The sequence below is a fragment of the Streptomyces sp. NPDC002537 genome, from assembly GCF_053594975.1.
This window is the reverse complement of the sequence record NZ_JBSFWT010000006.1, coordinates 105,168-124,669: the sequence shown is the minus strand read 5'-3', so window position 1 is coordinate 124,669 and position 19,502 is coordinate 105,168. Positions and strand designations below refer to the sequence as shown.

17 protein-coding genes and 1 pseudogene are annotated in these 19,502 nt (G+C 70.6%); 9 read left to right on the top strand and 9 right to left on the bottom strand.

The window, feature by feature from the left end:
- Nucleotides 1-11: 11 nt before the first annotated feature.
- From ACWD4A_RS04830 to ACWD4A_RS04820, 3 genes are all read left to right on the top strand, one after another.
- Nucleotides 12-1,016, top strand: a complete 1,005-nt coding sequence (locus tag ACWD4A_RS04830; protein ID WP_451189562.1) for a proline racemase family protein — start codon at nucleotides 12-14, stop codon at nucleotides 1,014-1,016.
- A complete protein-coding gene (locus ACWD4A_RS04825) occupies nucleotides 1,013-2,380 on the top strand; it encodes an aldehyde dehydrogenase family protein (protein ID WP_451189561.1) in 1,368 nt (455 codons plus the stop codon). The genes ACWD4A_RS04830 and ACWD4A_RS04825 overlap by 4 nt, the downstream gene beginning before the upstream one ends.
- Nucleotides 2,381-2,453: 73 nt before the next feature.
- The gene (locus ACWD4A_RS04820; RefSeq protein ID WP_451189559.1) at nucleotides 2,454-3,131 is read left to right on the top strand and encodes a GntR family transcriptional regulator; all 678 of its coding nucleotides are present in this window, start codon (nucleotides 2,454-2,456) and stop codon (nucleotides 3,129-3,131) included.
- Between the two features lie 22 nt (nucleotides 3,132-3,153).
- Here the strand turns inward: ACWD4A_RS04820 and ACWD4A_RS04815 are convergent, their stop codons facing one another.
- Nucleotides 3,154-4,104 (bottom strand): SDR family NAD(P)-dependent oxidoreductase, encoded by a 951-nt coding sequence (locus tag ACWD4A_RS04815; protein WP_451189557.1) that lies wholly within the window; start codon nucleotides 4,102-4,104, stop codon nucleotides 3,154-3,156.
- Between the two features lie 52 nt (nucleotides 4,105-4,156).
- On the opposite strand from ACWD4A_RS04815, the gene ACWD4A_RS04810 reads away from it, so the two are divergent.
- A complete protein-coding gene (locus ACWD4A_RS04810; protein ID WP_451189554.1) occupies nucleotides 4,157-4,588 on the top strand; it encodes a MerR family transcriptional regulator in 432 nt (143 codons plus the stop codon).
- Between the two features lie 8 nt (nucleotides 4,589-4,596).
- Here ACWD4A_RS04810 and ACWD4A_RS04805 read toward each other — a convergent pair whose 3' ends face one another.
- Nucleotides 4,597-5,505: an ATP-grasp domain-containing protein gene (locus ACWD4A_RS04805; protein ID WP_451189552.1), complete on the bottom strand. Its 909-nt coding sequence runs from the start codon at nucleotides 5,503-5,505 to the stop codon at nucleotides 4,597-4,599.
- 158 nt (nucleotides 5,506-5,663) lie between these two features.
- Here ACWD4A_RS04805 and ACWD4A_RS04800 point away from each other — a divergent pair, with 158 nt between their 5' ends.
- Nucleotides 5,664-6,764 (top strand): calcium:proton antiporter, encoded by a 1,101-nt coding sequence (locus ACWD4A_RS04800; RefSeq protein ID WP_451189549.1) that lies wholly within the window; start codon nucleotides 5,664-5,666, stop codon nucleotides 6,762-6,764.
- A 125-nt stretch (nucleotides 6,765-6,889) separates the two neighbouring features.
- Here ACWD4A_RS04800 and rox read toward each other — a convergent pair whose 3' ends face one another.
- Nucleotides 6,890-8,365 (bottom strand): rifampin monooxygenase, encoded by a 1,476-nt coding sequence (rox, locus tag ACWD4A_RS04795; protein ID WP_451189548.1) that lies wholly within the window; start codon nucleotides 8,363-8,365, stop codon nucleotides 6,890-6,892.
- 427 nt (nucleotides 8,366-8,792) lie between these two features.
- On the opposite strand from rox, the gene ACWD4A_RS04790 reads away from it, so the two are divergent.
- Together ACWD4A_RS04790 and ACWD4A_RS04785 are read left to right on the top strand one after the other, a co-directional pair.
- The gene (locus ACWD4A_RS04790; RefSeq protein ID WP_451189545.1) at nucleotides 8,793-9,350 is read left to right on the top strand and encodes a hypothetical protein; all 558 of its coding nucleotides are present in this window, start codon (nucleotides 8,793-8,795) and stop codon (nucleotides 9,348-9,350) included.
- A gap of 59 nt (nucleotides 9,351-9,409) precedes the next feature.
- Nucleotides 9,410-9,928 (top strand): annotated as a pseudogene (locus ACWD4A_RS04785) (class I SAM-dependent methyltransferase); the annotation flags it as partial.
- 9 nt (nucleotides 9,929-9,937) lie between these two features.
- Here ACWD4A_RS04785 and ACWD4A_RS04780 read toward each other — a convergent pair.
- The 5 genes from ACWD4A_RS04780 to ACWD4A_RS04760 all read right to left on the bottom strand — a co-directional run bounded on the left by ACWD4A_RS04780 (nucleotide 9,938) and on the right by ACWD4A_RS04760 (nucleotide 15,536).
- The gene (locus ACWD4A_RS04780; protein WP_451189543.1) at nucleotides 9,938-10,327 is read right to left on the bottom strand and encodes a hypothetical protein; all 390 of its coding nucleotides are present in this window, start codon (nucleotides 10,325-10,327) and stop codon (nucleotides 9,938-9,940) included.
- Nucleotides 10,328-10,523: 196 nt separating this feature from the next.
- Nucleotides 10,524-11,630, bottom strand: coding sequence for an ABC transporter ATP-binding protein (locus ACWD4A_RS04775; protein WP_451189541.1), 1,107 nt, complete (start codon nucleotides 11,628-11,630; stop codon nucleotides 10,524-10,526).
- On the bottom strand, nucleotides 11,627-13,198 hold the full coding sequence (locus ACWD4A_RS04770; protein ID WP_451189539.1) for an ABC transporter permease: 1,572 nt from the start codon (nucleotides 13,196-13,198) through the stop codon (nucleotides 11,627-11,629). The genes ACWD4A_RS04775 and ACWD4A_RS04770 overlap by 4 nt, the downstream gene beginning before the upstream one ends.
- Nucleotides 13,195-14,253 carry an iron ABC transporter substrate-binding protein gene (locus tag ACWD4A_RS04765; protein WP_451189537.1) on the bottom strand — a complete coding sequence of 353 codons (1,059 nt, stop codon included), beginning with the start codon at nucleotides 14,251-14,253 and terminating at the stop codon, nucleotides 13,195-13,197. Before ACWD4A_RS04765 ends, ACWD4A_RS04770 begins: the two co-directional genes overlap by 4 nt.
- Before the next feature lie 470 nt (nucleotides 14,254-14,723).
- Complete coding sequence (locus ACWD4A_RS04760) at nucleotides 14,724-15,536, bottom strand: SMP-30/gluconolactonase/LRE family protein (protein ID WP_451189536.1); 813 nt, start codon at nucleotides 15,534-15,536, stop codon at nucleotides 14,724-14,726.
- Between the two features lie 470 nt (nucleotides 15,537-16,006).
- Here ACWD4A_RS04760 and ACWD4A_RS04755 point away from each other — a divergent pair, with 470 nt between their 5' ends.
- Complete coding sequence (locus tag ACWD4A_RS04755) at nucleotides 16,007-17,068, top strand: amidohydrolase family protein (RefSeq protein ID WP_451189534.1); 1,062 nt, start codon at nucleotides 16,007-16,009, stop codon at nucleotides 17,066-17,068.
- A 33-nt stretch (nucleotides 17,069-17,101) separates the two neighbouring features.
- Here ACWD4A_RS04755 and ACWD4A_RS04750 read toward each other — a convergent pair whose 3' ends face one another.
- Nucleotides 17,102-17,641, bottom strand: coding sequence for a hypothetical protein (locus tag ACWD4A_RS04750; protein ID WP_451189532.1), 540 nt, complete (start codon nucleotides 17,639-17,641; stop codon nucleotides 17,102-17,104).
- Nucleotides 17,642-17,930: 289 nt separating this feature from the next.
- On the opposite strand from ACWD4A_RS04750, the gene ACWD4A_RS04745 reads away from it, so the two are divergent.
- Nucleotides 17,931-19,445 carry a neocarzinostatin apoprotein domain-containing protein gene (locus tag ACWD4A_RS04745; RefSeq protein ID WP_451189530.1) on the top strand — a complete coding sequence of 505 codons (1,515 nt, stop codon included), beginning with the start codon at nucleotides 17,931-17,933 and terminating at the stop codon, nucleotides 19,443-19,445.
- The last annotated feature ends 57 nt before the right edge of the window (nucleotides 19,446-19,502 follow it).

Here is a 19,502-nt window from a genome sequence, read left to right as displayed (position 1 = left end):
AAAGGATTCCCGTGCGTACCCGCCATGTCTTCCATGCCGTCGACTCGCACACCGAGGGCATGCCCACGCGCGTCATCACCGGTGGCGTCGGTGTGATCCCCGGCGCCACCATGGCCGAGCGCCGGCTCCACTTCATCGAGCACCTGGACCACCTCCGCACACTCCTGATGTACGAGCCGCGCGGCCACGCCTCCATGAGCGGCGCGATCCTCCAGCCGCCCACCCGCCCCGACGCCGACTACGGCGTCCTCTACATCGAGGTCTCCGGGCTGCTGCCGATGTGCGGGCACGGCACCATCGGAGTCGCGACCGTCCTCGTGGAGACCGGCATGGTGCCGGTCACCGAGCCGGTCACCACCGTGCGCCTCGACACCCCGGCCGGCCTGGTCACCGTCGACGTACGGGTCGAGGGCGGCGCGGCCAAGGCCGTCACTCTCACCAACGTGCCCGCCTTCTGCGCCGGCCTCGACCGGAAGGCGCACGTACCGGGCCTCGGGGCGGTGACGTACGACCTCGCCTTCGGCGGCAACTTCTACGCCTTCGTCGAACTCGACGCCCTGGGGCTGCCCTTCGACCGGGCCCGCAAGGACGACCTGCTCGCCGCCGGGCTCGCGATCATGGAAGCGGTCGACGCCTCGCCCGACCGGCCCGTCCACCCCGAACACCCCGAGATCAACGGACTCAAACACGTCTACCTCACCGCCCCCGGCTCCGACGCGCACCACTCGCGGCACGCCATGGCCATCCACCCCGGCTGGTTCGACCGTTCCCCCTGCGGCACCGGAACCTCCGCCCGCATGGCCCAGCTGCACGCCCGCGGCGTGCTCCCGCTCCACCGCGACTTCGTCAACGAGTCCTTCATCGGCACCCGGTTCACCGGCCGCCTGGTGGAGGAGACACGGGTCGGCGGGGTGCCGGCGGTCGTGCCCGCCATCACCGGACGCGCCTGGATCACCGGCACCGCCCAGTACTTCCTCGACCCGGACGACCCCTTCCCCGGAGGCTTCCTCCTATGACCGCCGAGCAGACCCTCGTCTCCTCCAGCCCGACCGACCCGTCCGACACCGTCGTCGAGATGCCCGCGCCCGGTGCCCGTGCCGCCGTCGGGTCCGTCGAGCGGGCCCGCGCCGCCCGGCCCGGCTGGCTGGAGGCCGGCGCCGCCGCACGGTCCTCGGCGCTCTCCGCCGTGGCCACGGCCGTCGAGGCCGCGGCCGAGGAACTCGCCGCCCTCGCCGTACGCGAGGTCGGCAAGCCGCTCACCGAGGCCCGCGCCGAGGTGGCCCGCACCGTCGCGATCTGGCGGTACTACGCCCAGGCCCCCTACGAGCGGTCCGGCGCCGTCCACGAGACGGCGGGCGGCCCCGGACTGCTGCTGACCCGGCGCCGCCCGCACGGTGCCGTCGGCCTGATCACTCCCTGGAACTTCCCCTTCGCCATCCCCTCCTGGAAAGCCGCACCCGCGCTCGCGGTCGGCAACACAGTCGTCCTCAAACCCGCACCCGAAGCCACCGCGTGCGCTCTGCGCCTCGCCGAACTCGTCCAACAGGCCGTGCCGGACGCGGTGTTCACGGTCGTGCCCGGCGGCGCGACCGAGGGCGACGCCGTTGTCTCGGCCGCCGACGTCGTCTCCTTCACCGGCTCCACCGCCGTCGGCGCCGCGGTCGCCCGTACCGCCACCGCCCGGGGCATTCCGGTCCAGGCCGAGACCGGCGGGCTGAACGCGGCGATCGTCCTGCCCGACGCCGACATCGAGAGGGCCGCCGCCCACCTCGCCGCGGCCATCGCCGGATACGCCGGGCAGAAGTGCACCGCCACCAGCCGTGTGATCGCCGTCGGCGCGGCCCTCGGCCCCCTGCGCGAAGCCCTCGCCGAGGCGCTGCGCGCCCTGCCCGTGGGCGACCCCGCCGACCCGGCCACCGTGTGCGGGCCTCTCATCTCACGCCGGGCACGCGACCGTTACGACCAGGCCCTGTCCGGGACCTCCGTTCTCGCCGTCGGCACCGCCCCGGAGGGCCCCGGCTGGTACGCGGCCCCCACCGTGGTCGAAAAGCTGCCGGCCGGCCACCGGCTCCTCACCGAGGAGGTCTTCGCCCCCGTCGCCGCCCTGCTGCCCGCGGACGACCTGCCGCACGCCGTACGGATCAGCAACTCGACCCCTTACGGGCTGGTCACGTCGGTCCACACCACCGGCCTGGACGCGGCGCTGCACGGCCTCGACCACCTCGACACCGGCATGATCCGCGTCAACGCCCCTTCCACCGGCGTCGACTTCCACCTGCCGTTCGGCGGCACCAAGGCGTCCGGCCACGGGCCACGCGAACAGGGCCGCGCGGCGCTGGACTTCTACACCTCCAGCCGTACCTACACCCTGTCCCCCTGAGAACGGTGTGACATTGTACGCTCGTTGATCCGTGCGGGTACGGGCCGGCCGAGGACGAAGGGGACGGGACACCATGGGCCACCTCAGGCAGCGCAACCTCATCACCGCCACCGAGCGGCTGCGCGACCAGGTCGCCCACGCCCTGCGGGCCGCGCTCATCTCCGGCGAACTCCGCCCCGGCCAGGTCTACTCCGCGCCCCAGCTCGCGGAGGACTTCGGCGTCTCCGCGACCCCGGTGCGCGAGGCCATGCTCGACCTCGCCCGCGAGGGTCTGGTCGAGCCGGTCCGCAACAAGGGATTCAGGGTGACCGAGGTCAACGAGCGCGACCTGGACCAGTACACCGAGATCCGCACGCTGATCGAGGTCCCCACCACCGGCCGGGTCACGCGCACCGCCGCCCGGGAGGACCTCGAGGCGCTCCGCCCGGTCGCCGAGGAGATCGTGCGCGCCGCACGTGACCACGACGTCATCGGCTACCTCGAGGCCGACCGGCGGTTCCACCTCACCCTGCTGGCACTCTCCGGCAACGAGCGCCTCGTCGAGACCGTCGGCGACCTGCGCAAGCGCTCACGCCTGTACGGGCTGACCGCCCTCGACCAGCGCGGCGAGCTCATCCCCTCCGCCGAGGAACACCTCGAACTCCTCGGCCTGATGCTCGCGGGCGACGCCAAGGGCGCCGAGAAGTGCATGGCACGCCACCTCGGCCACGTGCGCTCCCTGTGGGCGAAGGGCGGCGAAAGGGAGTCATGACCCCGTGACGCCTGTACTGCGTTCAGAACGTGCTCACCCCGGTGAGTTCGCCGGAGAGCTCCCAGAGGCGTGAGGCCGCGTGGGGGTCGGCGGCCCAGGGCTTGACCCCGCCCGTGAGCATGTCATCGGTGTCGGCCGGCCCGGCGATGCCGCAGTCCTGGCAGTAGGCACCGCCATGGGCGTCGAGCAGGGGAGAGGTCGCGGCCCAGACGGCTGTCGCCGCGCCTTGCCGCGGTGTCTTGAAGCCTTCGGCCGGCTCGCCGTCCGGTGTCACCCACCCCAGTGCGAGCCATTGCTCCCGCGGGACATGGCGCTGCAGCGGGGTGAGGATGCTGCCGGGGTGCACGGCGAAGGCGCGCAGACCCTGTTCGGCGCCGAGGCTGTCGAGGTGCCGGGCGAACAGGGCGTTGGCGGTCTTGGACTGGGCATAGGCGAGCCAGCGGTCGTAGCCCGTGCGGAAGTGGAGGTCGTCCCAGCGGATGCCGCTCAGGAAATGACCGGCCGAGGTCACGGCCACCACCCGGGCGCCGGGGGAGAGGGCCGGACGGAGGCGGTTGACGAGCGCGAAGTGCCCGAGGTGGTTGATGGCGAAGTGCGCTTCCCAGCCCGGCCCGACGCGGGTCTCCGGGCAGGCCATGACACCCGCGTTGTTGATGACGATGTCGAGGGCGCGCCCGGTCTCCAGGAAGCGGTCGGAGAAGGCCCGCACGCTCTCCAAGTCGGCCAGATCGAGCGGGTGGACCTCCGTCCCGGGGGTGTCCCGCAGGGCTTCCCCGGCGGTGGCGGGCCGCCGTGCCGGGACGACGACCCGCGCTCCGGCGCGGGCCAGCGCGCGGGTGGTCTCCAGGCCGAGCCCGGAATACCCGCCGGTGACCAGGGCCGTGACCCCGGTGAGGTCGCTCCCGGCGAGAACGTCGTCCGCGGTGCTGTGCGCGCCGGATCCGGAGCCGGGACCGTGCTGTTTCGTGATCATGCGGACGACGCTAGAACCTGGAGTGCACGCTAGGTCAAGATACGGTTCGGGCATGAGCGAGAACGTGAACGGTCTGTCCATCGGGAAGGTCTCCGAGACGACCGGGATGAGCGTGCACGCGCTGCGGTTCTTCGAACGCGAGGGGCTGTTCCTGCGGGAGATCCCTCGCTCCGCCGGCGGGCAACGGATCTATGCGCGGACCGATGTGGACTGGCTCCTGCTGTGCGACCGGCTCCGCGCTTCGGGCATGCCGATCGCCACGATCAGGAGGTTCGCCGAGCTCGTCCGTGCCGGTGCGGGCAACGAGGCCGACCGCCTCGAACTGCTCCGCGAGCACGAGCGGAACGTACGAGCCAAGATCGACGACCTCACCACCTGCCTCGACGTCATCCACGGCAAAGTCGTCACATACGAGCAGCACCTCCACGACGGAACCGCCGCCGGGCTCTGGTCCCCGACGCGGGCGAAGCGGGCCGGTGAGTGATCGGCGGATCACAGCATGGCCAGGTGTGCTTCCACGTACGGGACCGCCGCCGACATCGCGGGATGCTGCGAGCCGAGCATCGGGTGCACGTTGACCTCGAAGACCACGCCGCCGTTCTCGACGGCGAGGTCGACGCCGCCGAAGGGCAGCCCCACGGACTTCGTGGCGGAAACGGCGAGCTCGCACAACTCCGACGGCAGTTCGTCGACGGACATGGGGGTGCAGCCCGCGCCCTGGGCCTCGTTGCACGGCGAGTCCGGTTCCCCCTGGATGTGCTCGCACGCCTGGACGGCGCGCCCGTTCAGAACGGATACGCGGTACTGGTGGCGCTGCCCTTGGGAGTTGAAATTGGCGGCGTCCCGGGAGATCAGCCAGTCCTGCCCGGCATGGGCGGCGTAGTAGTCACCGGCGTCGTCCAACTGCTCGAGGGTGGTGATGTGGAAGACGTCCCTGCCGCTGGTGCCGAGCGTCGGCCGGGCCCAGACGTTCCGGCCGAGTCTCTCGAAAGCCATGGCGGCCGTCCGGCGGCTCGGCCGGGACAGACAGACGGTCTCCATGTGCGGGATACCGTGGAGGGCGAACCGTTCCACGGTGATGTTCTTCTCGGTGGCGGCCCGCCACGCGTCGGCGTTCGTCCCGAGCGAGACCGCCCCGAACCGGTGCAACAGTCGCTGGAACGGTGCGAAACGCCGGCGTTCCGCGGGCTGGATCTCGTAGATGAGAACGGCCGACGGCGTGACCGTCAGGTCTTCCTCCGGAACCTCGAGCCGGACCGTCGTACCGGTCCTGTGCGCCCGGCCGGTTCCACCTGCCAGGAAGTGCCGTGCGTCGATCAGTACCGGCGGCCGTCCGGTGAGCAGCTCGACGGCAGTGGCCAGAGCGGCGCGACTGCCCTCCATCGAGCTGTGATCGGTCATCAGGACAACTTCGGGTGTACCCATGCCGGTGCCGCCCCCTCCCAGCCCAACCCACCGGGGAGCCTATGACGGCATCGCATCAGGGCGAAGTAGGCATTCCGTCAACCTCGACTTGACGAATCCATCAGCACATGTGGGTGATATGCGAAGCTTGTGGCGTGAACGCTCGCCTCCGCTTGCCTGTCGTGCACTGGCCCGTCTTCGTGCCACCTCTGGCCGCCGTCGTCCTGGCCCTGACCTGGGGGCGGTCGCTGTCCGGCGGGGCGGTGGCCCTGGTGAGCTGCTGCCTGGCCGGTGCGGTGCTCTCCGCCGTGCACCACGCGGAGGTCATCGCGCACCGGGTCGGCGAGCCGTTCGGATCGCTGGTCCTGGCCATCGCGGTGACCATCATCGAAGTGGCCCTCATCGTGACGCTCATGGCCGACGGCGGTGACAAGAGCAGCACACTGGCCCGCGACACCGTCTTCGCCGCCGTCATGATCACCTGTAACGGCATCGTCGGCCTGTCCCTGCTGGTGTGCGCGCTCAGGCGCCGGGTGGCGGTGTTCAACGCCGAAGGCACCGGCGCCGCCTTCGCGACGGTGGCGACGCTGGCCGGACTCAGCCTGGTCCTGCCCACGTTCACCACCAGCACCCCGGGACCTCGGTTCTCCACGGCCCAGCTCGTCTTCGCCGCCCTCGCCGCGCTCGTCCTGTACGGCCTGTTCGTCGCGACCCAGACCGTACGCCACCGCGACTACTTCCTCCCGGTCACCGCCGCCGGTGAGGTCATCGACACCGACGGCCACGCCGACCCGCCCTCCGCCCGGACCGCCCTGACCAGCCTCGGGCTGCTCGCCGTCGCGCTGCTCTCGGTGGTCGGCCTGGCCAAGGGAGTCTCCCCGGCCATCGAGTCCGCGGTGGCCGCGGCCGGCCTGCCCGCCTCGGTCGTCGGCGTCGTCATCGCGCTGCTGGTACTCCTCCCCGAGACGATCGCGGCCGTACGCGCCGCCCGCCGGGACCGTGTCCAGACCAGCCTCAACCTCGGCCTCGGCTCGGCCATGGCCAGCATCGGCCTGACCATTCCCGCGGTCGCGCTGGCCACGATCTGGCTGGAGGGCCCGCTCGTACTCGGCCTCGGCGCCACCCATATGGTGCTGCTCGCCCTCACCCTTGTCGTCGGCACCCTGACCGTGATCCCGGGCCGGGCCACCCCGCTCCAGGGCGGCGTGCACCTCTCCCTCCTGGCGGCCTACGTCGTCCTCGCCGTCAGCCCCTGAGTCCTCGATCAGTGGCACCTCGGGGTGATGGAGCCGGACGACCCCGTCCTGCTCGGCCCGGATCGTCGCCACGATGTCGCGTACCCCGTCGCGACGGCCCGCCCCTGCGGGCCGTCGCTGCGCGCTCAGTCGGCGGCGGTGCCGAACCACTTGGGCAGTCGGCCGAGCAGATCCTGCTGGTCCTCACCGGCCCACGCCACGTGGCCGTCCGGCCGCAGCAGCACCGCGGGCACGTCCAGTTCCTCGCTGACATCGACGATGTGGTCGATCCGGTCCGCCCAGCCCGCCACCGAGAGCCGGCCGGTCTGGTCGAGCAGCAGGCCGCGGCCGCCGTGCATCAGCTCGTAGAGACGGCCCTGCTTCAGCTTCACGTCCCGCAGCCGCTTGCCGAGCAGTTCGTGGCCCTCGCCGAAGTCGTAGCGGACGTCGACCGCGGTGATCATCCCGGTCACGTACCGGTTCACCTCCTCGAAGTCCATCAGCTTCGAGAACAGCTCCCGCAGCGCGGTCGCACCCGGATCGGCCCCCAACAGCGTGATCTGCGCGCGGGTGTTGTCCAGCACGGCGGCGGCCACCGGGTGCCGTTCGGTGTGGTAGCTGTCCAGCAGTCCCTCCGGTGCCCAGCCGTCGACCGCGGCGGCCAGTTTCCAGCCGAGGTTGAACGCGTCCTGCACACCGAGGTTGAGCCCCTGCCCGCCGGTCGGCGGGTGGATGTGCGCCGCGTCGCCGGCCAGCAGCACCCGGCCGACCCGGTAACGCTCGGCCTGCCGGGTGGCATCACCGAACCGGGACAGCCAACGCGGCGAGTGCACGCCGAAGTCGGTGCCCGCGTAGGCCCGCAGCTGCTTTTTGAACTCGTCGAGGGTCGGCTCGGTCGCACGGTCCTCGGCCACCCCGTCGGCGGGCACGATGACGCGGCACACCCCTTCCCCATCGGGGGCGGTGACACCGAATCGCAGCTGGGTCTTGTTGACTTCCTTGACGGCGGTGGCAATCGTCGCCGGATCCTCGGTCACCTCCATCTGGCCCAGCAGCGTCTCGACCTTGGCGGGCTCGCCGGGGAAACCGACACCGAGCAGCTTGCGCACCGCACTGCGGCCGCCGTCGCACCCGACGAGATAGCGCGAGCGCAGGTACGTGCGTCCCTCTCCCCCGGCGGCCACGCCCTCATCGGCGGGGGTGCCCCCACCCGCCAGCTCGACCGTCACCCCGTCCTCGTCCTGGCTCAGCCCGACCACTTCACAGCCGCGCCGGATCTCGGTACCGAGTTCGAGCGCACGCTCGTTGAGCAGCCGCTCGGTGACCGGCTGCGGGGTGGCGACGCCGTACGGGTGCGCCGTGTCCAGCCGGTCCGGCCATGCCTTCATGACGCCGCCGAAGAGACCGCCGACCTGAAACTTCTCGCTGACCGCGAGGAACCGGTCCAGCAGGCCGCGCTGGTCCATCACCTCGACGCTGCGCGCGTGCAGGCCCTGCCCGCGGGACTGCGCGGTCGGCTCGGTCAGCTTCTCCAGCACGACCACGTGCACGCCGTGCAGCCGCAACTCGCCGGCCAGCATCAAGCCGGTCGGTCCGCCGCCGACCACGATCACGTCAATCATGAAATCCCCCATGGAACGATATGGATCTTCGGCCAGCCGCTCCACGCGGTCCGGCGGCGCGCGCACCCGCACCTCCGTGCCTGTCGTTTCCGCAGGTCCTGGCCTTGGCCGGCCATTCTGCGGCATGACCTGGGCCTTGCCGCAAGGCCCCCCATGCGCTATATGTTGAGAGTGGCAAGGAGTGGGTCGACCTCCTTGCCATCGTCTTTTGCCGTTCGCGGACGTCCGCAGCCGTGCAGCCGTCCGCAGCCGTTCCGGCGTGTGGTGCCGGGGGCGCCGTCGTGTCCTCAGGGTGTCCAGATCGCATGCTTGTCGGCACTCCGGGAGAGCAGGAGAGTGGGGCGCGATCACCCCTGCCGGATCCCACGAGCAGATCCTCCCCGAAACGATCAACCCCAGGATCGCCTTGAGAAAGGAAGATCTCGTCATGGGCAGACGCACCACTCGGGCCTACCGAAGAGCGTTCGCGATGCTGCTGGGAATGACATTGAGCGCTCTCCTGGTCGACGCGGCGCCCGCGTCGGCTGTCGGCGGCGAGGAATTCAAAGCTTTCAACATGTGGTTCGACGTCACCGGCCTGTCCAACACCAATGAATGCATTCCCTCATGGGTCACGGCGCGCTACCGGGACCCGGCGTCCGGCAGCGACACCTGGACCAAGCTCGTCCGGACCAACAACAACGGCTGCGAGACCGACCCGGAGCGTCTTCAGAAGTACGGCGACTTCCAGAACACCTGGAGCAAGGTCAACCTGCTGGGCGGGCCGAAGCCGGGGCAGCACCTGTACTGGAAAGATCTCACGAGCCTGACGCTGACCGTGATCACACCGAACACCCCGCCGGGGCGCCAGAAGTGCGTGAGCGTCAATAAATTCGGTATCTGGGCACTGGACACGAACAACTACTGGCACGAGCTGGTCAACGAGCAGTTCGACTATGTCTTCTGCGACGGCCACAACGACCTCGAACTGTTCGTCAAGCACTGACGCGGCGCGAGCCGGCCGTGCCCGGTGTCGGATCCGGCGCGGGGAGGACGGGGTGACGGATGTTGCCCGACGAGGCGCGGTTGCAGGCGCTCGCGAAATATTCGGGTGATCCCTGGGGGTCACGGAACCCGCGCTTCCGTGAGTACTTCGCGGAAGCGGAGTCCTATATGGACCAGCAGTGGAAAAGCCTGATATACCCCGCGCTCAAAGATCTCGACCTCTCGTCCGTCGTGGACCTCGCCGCCGGGTACGGCCGCAACTCCGAGAAACTGAAGGCCTACGCACAGCACATCACCATGATCGACATTCGGCCCGAAAACGTGGAGATGTGCAGGCGGCGGTTCGCCGGGAGCGATCGGTGCAGTTTCTTCGTGAACAGCGGCTATGACATCCGGCCCGTTCCCGCGGATTCCGTGACGCTGGTCCACTGCTTCGACGCGATGGTGCACTTCGACAGCGATGTGATCCGCTCGTACTTGAGAGACACGTCACGCGTGCTCGTGCCCGGAGGACATGGCTTCTTCCATCATTCCAACTACACGGGTGGACACGACTGGCGAAGGAATCCCGCAGGCCGCGGTTTTATGTCACGCGAGCTCTTCGGGCATTACTGCTACAAGGAAGGTCTGGAAGTCGTCTCGCAGCGCGCGCACCATGACCCGCCGCCGGGCGTCCGGGCCGGCGACCCGGGCGGCGATCGCGGCCATGTCGTCCACGAGTGGGGCGGCGACGGTCCGCGGCAGAGCGGCGGTGACACCGCGGGCCCAGTCGGCGAGCTCGCCCGGGGTGACGGCGGGCAGCACGGTCCGTGGGATGCTCAGCGCCCCCGACACGACGGCGTCGTCCACATCGCGCAGCCACGGCGGATCGTCCACCGGCAGGACGACGACCGCGCACACACCGGGCTCGGCCGTGTGCCGGACGGCGGCCACGTCCGCGGTGTGCAGGACACCGGCCCGGGACGGCGCGCCCGTCATGAGGGCCCGGCGATCTGTTCACCGAAAGGAATCATGAGTCGACTCCAAGTGAGAGCGTGTCGCGCCCGATTGTGCTCGCCTTCCCCTTTCCGTGGAAGGCTCCGGCCGACGGCCCTGCGCGGGACAGGACACAACCCGCCACGATCGCGTGCCCTGTCCCGCGCACCCCGGTCGGGGCGGGGCTGCCCCGCGCCGTTTACTCGGCGTGGACGAGGGAGTCCGGCTCGGCGGCCGGTGTCCGGTCCGGTTCGGCGACGGGGTGGGCCGCGCCGGAGACCTCGATGTGGACGGTCGAGGCCACGTCCGGCGGGACGGTGTCGACATAGGCGACGAGCGTGCCGGGCAAGCCGGGGCCAGGGTCGTGGCCGGGGTCGGGGTCGGGGGCGAGCTCGAGCCGGTGGTCATGGCCGCGGAAGTCGTGGCGCAGGACGCGGGCGGGGACCGAGCCGGGGCGTCCCGGAGCGTCGGCCAGGCGTAGTTGGCGGGGCCGGAGCATCACGTGGCGCGTGCCGGTGGGGGGCGGGGCGGTGGTGCAGGGCAGGGGGCCGAAGGCGGTGGCGGCACGGTCGCCGTCGAAGTCGGCCGGGATCACGTTGGCCTCTCCGAGGAGGCGGGCGACGGTGGTGTCGACGGGCCGGTGGTAGAGGTCCTGCGGGGTGCCGGTCTGGGTGATCCGGCCGTCCCGCATCACCGCGAGAGTGTCGGCGAAGGACATGGCCTCGTCCTGGTCGTGGGTGACCAGGATCGCGGTGGCACCGGTCTGCCGGAGCACGGCGGCGACCTCGGCCCGGACATCGGTCCGCAGCGCGGCGTCGAGTGCGGCGAACGGCTCGTCCAGCAGGAGCAGTTCGGGATCGGGCGCGAGTGCACGGGCGAGGGCGACACGTTGCTGCTGGCCGCCGGAGAGCTGGTGGGGGTGGCGCCGCTCGAAGCCGTCGAGCCCGACCAGGGCGAGCAACTGCGCGACACGCTCGCGGCGTCGGCGGCGCGGGAGGCCGAAGCCGATGTTCGCCTCGACGGTCAGGTGCGGGAAGAGCGCGCCGTCCTGCGGGACGTACCCGATACGGCGCCGCTCGGGTGCCACCCGCCGGGTTCCGTCGTCCAGCACGTGGCCGCGGACGGTGACCTGCCCCCGGTGGGCGGGATGGAAGCCGGCGATGGTGCGCAGCAGGGTGCTCTTCCCGCAGCCGGAGGGCCCGAGCACACAGGCGAGCGTCCCGTCGGCGACGGTGAGGTCGACGCCGCGCAGGACCTCTTCGCGGCCGTGGGAGGCGAACAGACGCTGGATGGACAGGCCGCTCATCGTGCATCACCGGTTCGGTTCGCGCCGAGGGTACGGCGGGTCAGCAGGAGGACGGAGGGTACGGACATGACGACCATCAGGGCGGCGTAGGGGGCGGCGGCGCCGTAGGCGAGGCCGCTGGTGTACGTCCAGAACTGGGTGGCCAGGGTCTGGGTGCCGGTGGGCCGCAGCAGCAGGGTGGCCGTCAGCTCGGTACTCGCGGTGAGACCCACCATGGCGACGGCGGCACCGAGTCCGGGCAGCACCAGCGGCAGGGTGACCCGGGCGAGAACGGCGAGCGGCCGGGTGCCGAGCGAGCGGGCGACTTCCTCGACGCCCGGCGGCACCTGGGCGAGCGCGGCCCGGACGGCGGTCAGCGCGAGCGGGAAGAACAGGATCACGTACCCGGCCACCAGCAGCGGCGGCTGCTGGTAGAGCGGCTGCGCGTACCGGATGGCGAAGTAGACCACGGACAGGGCGACGGCGATGCCGGGCAGTGCCCGGGTCAGGTACGCGGTCCGTTCGGTCGCCCGCGCCAGCCGGGTACCGCGCCGCCACGAGTAGAGCGCGACCGGGACGGCGGCGGCGGTGGCGACCACGGCGGCGCCGAGCGCGTAGCCGAGAGTGGTGAGGGTCGCGTCCAGCACGGAGGCCGAAGGGAGGGTGGTGGAGCTGCCCTTGAGCAGCCAGTACGCGAGGGCGTACACCGGCACCCCGAGGGAGACGGCGGTGACGGCGGTGAGCGCGGTCACCGCCGGCAGGGTCCAGCGGCCGAGGCGCGCGGGTGGGCAGGAGCGGCCGGCCGCCCCGTGCCGGGCGACCCGGCCGTGCCGGCCCGCCCAGGCGTCGAGACCGACCAGCAGCAGCGCGAGGGCGACCAGCACGAGCGTGAGCAGGGACGCCGAGGCGGCGTCGAAGCCGAGCTTGTACTGGTTGAAGATGGCGGTGGCGAAGGTGGTGTAGCGCAGCATCGCGAACGCGCCGTACTCGCCGAGCAGGTAGAGGGAGACCAGCAGCACGCCTCCGGCCAGGGCGGGCCGGGTGAGCGGCAGGGTGACCCGCCAGAGCGTGGCGAGCGGTCCCCGGCCGAGGCTGCGGGAGACCTCCTCGGCGGCGGCGTCGCTGCGGCGCAGGGCCGCGGCGACCGGCAGGAAGACCAGTGGATACAGCGAGCAGCTCATCACCAGCACCGCGCCCCAGTACCCGTGGACGGAGCGGGAGAGCGAGACCCAGGAGTAGCCGCGGACGAACTCCGGCACGGCGAGCGGGAGTGCCAGCGCGACGGTCCACCAGCGGCGTCCTGGCAGGTCGGTCCGCTCGATCAGGTACGCGGCGCCGAAGCCGGTCACCGCGGTGGTCAGGGTGACGGCCGCCGCGAGGGCGACGGTGTGCCAGAGAAGGGTGGCGATCAGCGGGCGGCCGAGCAGCCGCCGGGCCTGTCCCCAGCCGGCCTGGACGGCTTGCCCGCCGACGAAGGCCAGCGGTGAGGCGACCACGGCGACGGTCGCCAGGGCGAGCGGCGCGAGCAGGCCGGCGGTCCGCCACCGCCGCAGCGGTGACGGACCGGCGGGGCGGTTCAGGACGGTCACTGCAGCAGACCGGTGTCCTGGAGCAGCTGCATGGCCTCCTTGCCGTCGCCGAGCTGGGCGACGTCGGCGACGGTGCCGATGCTGTCCAGCGCGGGCAGTTCCGCCTTGCCGCGGACGCCGGTGACCAGCGGGTACTCGTAGCTCTCCGAGTCGGCGATCACGTTCTGCGCGGGGGCGCCCACCAGGTAGGCGAGGAAGGCCTGGGCTGCGGCCTGGTGCTTGCCGCCCTTCAGCGCGGCGGCGCCGGAGACGTCGACCAGCGCGCCCGGGTCGCTCTTGGCGAAGTAGTGCAGCTTGCTGTGCGTATTGGCGGCGCCCTTCTCGTCGCGCAGCCGGTACCAGTAGTACTCGTCGATGACGCCGCCCTCGACCTCGCCGCTGTTGACCGCGGCGGACAGGTCCTCGTTGCTGCCGTAGACCTTGGAGTTGGCCTTGAGGCCCTGCAGCCACTGCTTGGTCGCGTCGGCGCCCTTGGCCTTGAGGACGCGGGTGACGACCGGCGCGAAGTCGGTCTCGCTCGGCGCGATGCCGAGGCGGCCCTTCCACTCGGGCTTGGCGAGGTCGAGCACGGAGGCGGGCGCGGCGCTGTCGGCGGGCTTGCCGGTGCCGGCGAGGAAGGCGGCGGTGCGGGCGGAGACGCCGACCCAGTCGCCCTTCGGGGAACTGTCCGCGGCGGGGACGGCCTTGAGGGTGCCGGCCTGGACGGGGGCGAGCAGGCCCTTGTTCTCCAGGACGGTCAGCGCGGGCGGGTTCTCGGCGTAGAAGACGTCGGCGGGGGAGGCGGAGCCCTCCTGGAGGAGCTGGTTGGCCAGTTCGGCCTCGTCGCCGGAGCGGAGGCTGACCTTGACACCGGTGCGCTTCGTGAAGTCCGCGGTCAGCGCCTTGACGGTCTGCTCGTGCTGACCGCTGTAGAGGGTGATCGACTGACCGGCCAGGGACCGCCCGTCGCCCGAGGGCGACGCGGCGTCGTCGGTCTTGGTGGCCGAACCGCAGCCGGCCAGCGTGAGGAGGGAAGCGGCCACTGCCGATGCGGCCGTGAGTCCGGTTTTGCGCATGGTGAAGATCCTTCGCGATCCATGAAGCCCGGTGGTGGGGGGAGGGCATGTGGGGGGAGTCGAGGGTGGCGGCTGGGCGCCCCGTACGTCCTGAGCCCGGGACACCTGGCCGGGCTTGGCGCAGAACCTAGAGCAGGAAAGGCTTGCCTAACAAGTTTTACGGCGTCAGATATCGGGGGTATCTCGACTTGGGAATTTTTGGGCAAGCCTTGGCGGGATCAATCCAGCACAATTCGGCTGCTCATGCCTGCCGTAAAGCAAGAGGCGGACGCCGGGAGCCGCGCTGCCGTGGCACGTCCCGGTCCGGTCCGGGTCACGGATTACCGTGACCCGGCTGCCCGGCACCTCGATCGGTTGATCGGGGCGGGAACGAATTCGCGGTCTCGATCCGCGGCCGCACCCGGTCGGCTATGGTCGCGTCGGAACAATTCCCCGCGTACAACGGGTGGCCGAGCTCGCGCGGCCCCGTGTCAGCCGACCGTCACCTTGACGATGCGGCCGGACGCCTCGACCACGAACAGTTCGCGCTTTGGGTCGTGGTCGCCGAAGCCACGGGCGACCCGGACACTGGTGGGCATACGCAGCCCCGACACCAGGACGCAGGAACGGCCAGTGGCCGGATCCACCTGGATGAGTTCGCCGTCACGGAAACTGGCGACCACCAAATGGCCTTCGAAATAGGTGAGGTCGTCGAGAGCCTTGCTCTTCAGCGGGTTCGGGCTGAGTTCGGTGACCGTGGTGTGCCCCGCCGGATTGTTCAGGGGGACGCGTACGACCGGTGACGCGGTACTGGTGAGGACGCTCGCGTACAGTTGGTCGCCGACGATCTCCAGGCCGTTGGTGCCGAAGACGTTCGCCGCCCGCGTCCACTCCTCGTCCTTTGTGCCGTCCGGCCGGATCTTGAGGATGCCGGTGGCCAGCTCACGGCTGACGTAGAAGTTGCCGTCGGTGTCGATGGCCAGGCCGTTGATGCCGGACAGCCCGTCCACGGCCTTCTCGGCCTTCGGAGCGGCGGCGGTCGGATCGAACCGCATGATGCCGCCGCCCGAGGCCCAGGACGTCAGCGGATTCACGCCGAAATTGACGTACATCATTCCGTCCGGACCACGCCGGATTCCGCCGGGGCCGTTCACGGGGAAACTGGCCTTGAGCGTTCCGTCCGGGGCGTATCCCTCGACCCGGTTCTTGGTGAGGTGCGAGACCCAGAGCGTGCCACGCCCGTCGAACTCCAGGTTCTCCCGCCAGTCGAGCAGCGGTACGCCGCCCTCCCGGAACACCTCCACGCCTGCCCGCTCCGTACACGTCCCGAGGGACTTGGAGGTCGGCGCCGGGGACGCGGTCGCAGGTAATTGCGAACCGCCGACCAGTAGCACGGACACCAGGCCGGCGGTACAGGCCGCTCTGCGGATGCGCATCATGAAGGGTCGGTCCTTTCAGTTTGTGGTGCTCGGGGGATGCGTGAGGTTCAACTTGACGTAAAGGAATGCTGGTTACCCGGCAGTATAGAAGCGTGGCGCAAGGCCGCATCCACGGTGGCCTCCACGTGCTGCGCGGCGGCGGCCGGGTGACCGGTCGAACAACTTCGCTCCGCCGCCGGGCGCCTGCGGCAAGGCTGCGGGGCCCGTTTCCCGGGCACACTTCCAGGGCCCGTGCGGCCGCAACGGAGTGGCAGCTGTGGTTCCCGGGCCGCGACAGACGACCGTGTCAACCGGAGGTCATCATCGGCAGATCACGAATCAGCGGGCGCCTCGGCGTGGCCGGTGCGGTACTGACGGCGGTGGCCGTCGTCGCCTCCCCGGCGGGAGCGGGTCCGGCGGTGGCGGGCGCGGGGTGTTTCGACCGGGCGAGGGAGCCCTACACCTCGCAGGTCGACAGCCATCTGCACTTCCGCCCGTTCGGCGGGCAGGCGATTCCGTTCGAGGAACTCACCGGGTATCTGCACAAGAGCGGTGTCCGGCACGCGAGCATGTACGGCATCGGGCAGACGCTGCCGGTGAACTCCACCTGCACGTACTACCTGGACTGTCCCGGCACTCCCGTGGTGCCGAGCATGAAGAACGACTTCGCCAACGCCGGGAATTACGTGGAGGCGAAGCCCAAGGACCCCGAACTCGCGGTCTCCATGACCTTTATGGACCTGAACCACCCGGAGACCGTCCCGCCCGGAATCGCCCTCTACGACAAGGAGTTCCCGGGGGTGTTCCGGTGGGCGGGGGAGGTGAACCTCGTCAAGCAGGCGCTGTTCCCCAACCACCACACGCCCGCGACGAGCGAGAACATCAAGAACTGGGCACCGTTCATGAAGGTGCTGCGGGACCGCGGGATTCCGATCACCATCCACTCGGACCTCGGGAGCGACGCGGAGCAGACGAAGTATCTCCACCTGATGGAGGAGACCCTTCGGCTGTATCCGGGGAACAAGATCGTATGGGCGCACATGGGCCTGTCCAAGGAGCTCACCACCATGGACCCCGACCGGCATATCAGGCTCATGGAGAGGCTTCTGGACGAGCACCCCGACCTCACGCTGGACCTCAGCTGGCGGGTGCTGGAGGACAACTACTTCAGCAAGCCGGGAGTCAGGCAGAAGTACGCCGCGTTCCTCGACCGGTATCCGACCAGGGTCATTCCCGGCACCGACTTCGTGGCCTCGCGCGACAAGGACTACCACGTCTATGAGCAGGAGCTCGAAGTCACCAGCCGGATCAACAAGGCACTGGACGACCGGGCCTTCCGCGACATCGCCCTCGGGGAGAACTACTACCGACTGCTCGGCCTGAAGGAGAACGCGCCGGAGGTATGCAGGGCGGGGTGAGGCGAGGCGGCCGGCCCCGCCTCAGGAAAGGCGTCACGACACCGGGCCCGCCGACTGCCACCATCGGAGCAACTGGTCGTACGGGGAGGAGGACTTGGTCAGCGAGAGAATGGACAGGGTGCTGTTGGTCCACTCGATGTCGTTGCCGCTGCCGTCCTTGTCCCGGTAGCACGCCATCTTGCCGGCCTCCTGTCCGGCGACCGAGTAAGGCTGTTTGCCGTTCAGCGGAGTCGACGCATCGCAGCTGGTATAGCCGAACGAATAGTTGCTCAGGTCGCTGTCGTAGGCGTTCTGCATGCTGAACGTGTCCGGGAACTGCATATAGACGACCGGCGCGCCACCCGTGGGCTTGCAACTGACCGCGCCGACGGCGGAAGAGGGGAGCTGTGAAGCGGCCACGGAGGAGCAGGAGCCGCGGATGGCCGGGGGCACGTGGGCGAGGAGGCTGTCGTCGGCGACGGACGCCCGGGCGGGCTGTACGGCCAGCAGGGCCATGCACGCCGCTCCGGCCATCACCACCCCGGTCCTGACACGTGCCGGTGACGGGCGGAAGACGGCGGGTGCGCGGGACATGGCTGACTCCTCGGCGGGGCGACGGCGGGCCTGCGGCGGCAGGCCTGTGGGGGAGTCTGTTGTATGCCGCGCGGCTACGGCGCGGTACACGACCGTGCGCCCCCGTTCCGGCTCCTTCGCGCTCCCACGCCTTGGGTTACCCGCTTGCATGCCTGGCCGAAAGTACGGGCTGGCAGCGGCCGCCGTGCGCCACGAAGATGCTCCCCTGCCCCATGGGGCCGATCAGAAGGGTGGGGAGCGGATGGAATTACGACAAAGAACGCCACGGGACGGACGGGCCGGGAGGCTGGTGCGCGGAGCGGTGGCGCTGGCGCTCGTCTGCGCCGGGGCCGCGACGACCCCCGCAGTGGCGGCCGCACCGGCCGCGGCCAGGTCCGACGGAGCCGAGGCCGCGTGTGCCACGGACCCCGGTGCCAAGGGCCTGGCGAGCAGTCCGGCGTCCGACAGCCCGGTGTCCGTGGACCGTGCGGACGGCCGCATAGCCCAGTTCCAGCCCTTCTACGACGCCACGGCGACCCGGGGCCTGCCCTTCGTCTGGCACCGCGAGCAGGACACGCCGGGCGGCACGTACGGGCCGTGGCAGCGGGTGAGCGCGGCGACCGTGGGCCCGAAGGGCTACTCCATCGCGGCCGTCGAGAACTCGGCGGGCGACCTGGAGCTGCTGTTCTCCAACTACGGCTCGTTCTGTCACACGGTGGAGGACGGTGGTGAGGGCGGCTGGAGCACACCGGACGCCTTCGGCCTCGCACCGTCGCCGTACCACGGTGGAGCCGTGCTGTTCAAGGAACGGGACGGAAGCATCGACGCCTTCGCCGAGGGCTCACGGACCGGCAGCGCGATGCAACTGCGGCACCAGCGGAACGCGGACGAGGGCTGGGGCCCGGTCCAGTCCATGGGCCGGGTCCCGGACCCGAACGTGGGCCTGAGCCAGCCGAGTGCCGTGGAGCAACTCCCGGACGGAAGGCTCCGTCTGACGGCACCCGAGTGGAACAGGCCCCGCACCTGGGAGGTCTACCAGTCGGCACCGGGCGGCGGCTGGGAGCCATGGCACCTGCTGTCCCCGGGGGCGGCATCGGCCCCGCGGGCCGTCACCACCACCGGTCCGCAGCTGAACGTGCACCGCACCACCGCCATCCTCGACGGCGACATCGTCCGGTTCACGATCACGGGCGGCCCTCCCGGGGGACGCGTCTGGGTCAAGCAGTGCGGGCCCTCGGCATCCGTGACCACCTGTGACGACGCCACCGGCCGCCAGTTCCGCGTGTACCCGGACGGCACCTACCAGACCTCGCCGAAGAAGCTGTACGCCCAACTCGGCACTAAAGCCGGGGCCTTCGACTGCCGCACGGCCCAGTCCGACAACCCGTGCTCCCTGGCGCTCACCGACAACACCGGGGCCCTGCTCACCACGGTCCCGCTGAGCTTCCGCCCGCAGGGCCGCCTGGAGGCACAGCCCACCCTCGATGTGGACCCGGACGAGGGCCTGGTGGACGGCCGGCCGGTGCACGCGACGGGCCAGGGCTACGAACCGCAGTACCACGTACTGATCATGGAGTGCGCCACCGGCTCCGCCGACACCTTCGGCTGCCGCCCCCGCACCAGGCCGCCGGCGACCACCGACGACGGTCAGGTCGACGAGACGGTCACCCTTTCGGCGACGTTCACCGGCATCGACGGCCGCACCGTCGACTGCCGCGCCGAAGGCGCCTGCGAGCTGGTGGTCTTCGGCACCCGCGTCCGCGGCCCGGAATCGGTCCGCCACCCGCTGGACTTCGTGGCGGAAACGACCCCGCTCAAGAAGTGAGCGAGGCCGTTGCCGTGAACGAGGAGGAGTGACGAGGAGGGTAACGAGGAGGAGTGA

Coding starts and splice junctions, on each gene's coding strand:
- ACWD4A_RS04825 (WP_451189561.1), top strand. CDS start 1,013: ATGACCGCCGAGCAGACCCTCGTCTCCTCCAGCCCGACCGACCCGTCC.
- ACWD4A_RS04765 (WP_451189537.1), bottom strand. CDS start 14,253: ATGCGCAAAACCGGACTCACGGCCGCATCGGCAGTGGCCGCTTCCCTC.
- ACWD4A_RS04790 (WP_451189545.1), top strand. CDS start 8,793: ATGGGCAGACGCACCACTCGGGCCTACCGAAGAGCGTTCGCGATGCTG.
- rox (WP_451189548.1), bottom strand. CDS start 8,365: ATGATTGACGTGATCGTGGTCGGCGGCGGACCGACCGGCTTGATGCTG.
- ACWD4A_RS04810 (WP_451189554.1), top strand. CDS start 4,157: ATGAGCGAGAACGTGAACGGTCTGTCCATCGGGAAGGTCTCCGAGACG.
- ACWD4A_RS04820 (WP_451189559.1), top strand. CDS start 2,454: ATGGGCCACCTCAGGCAGCGCAACCTCATCACCGCCACCGAGCGGCTG.
- ACWD4A_RS04775 (WP_451189541.1), bottom strand. CDS start 11,630: ATGAGCGGCCTGTCCATCCAGCGTCTGTTCGCCTCCCACGGCCGCGAA.
- ACWD4A_RS04780 (WP_451189543.1), bottom strand. CDS start 10,327: ATGACGGGCGCGCCGTCCCGGGCCGGTGTCCTGCACACCGCGGACGTG.
- ACWD4A_RS04805 (WP_451189552.1), bottom strand. CDS start 5,505: ATGACCGATCACAGCTCGATGGAGGGCAGTCGCGCCGCTCTGGCCACT.
- ACWD4A_RS04815 (WP_451189557.1), bottom strand. CDS start 4,104: ATGATCACGAAACAGCACGGTCCCGGCTCCGGATCCGGCGCGCACAGC.
- ACWD4A_RS04750 (WP_451189532.1), bottom strand. CDS start 17,641: ATGTCCCGCGCACCCGCCGTCTTCCGCCCGTCACCGGCACGTGTCAGG.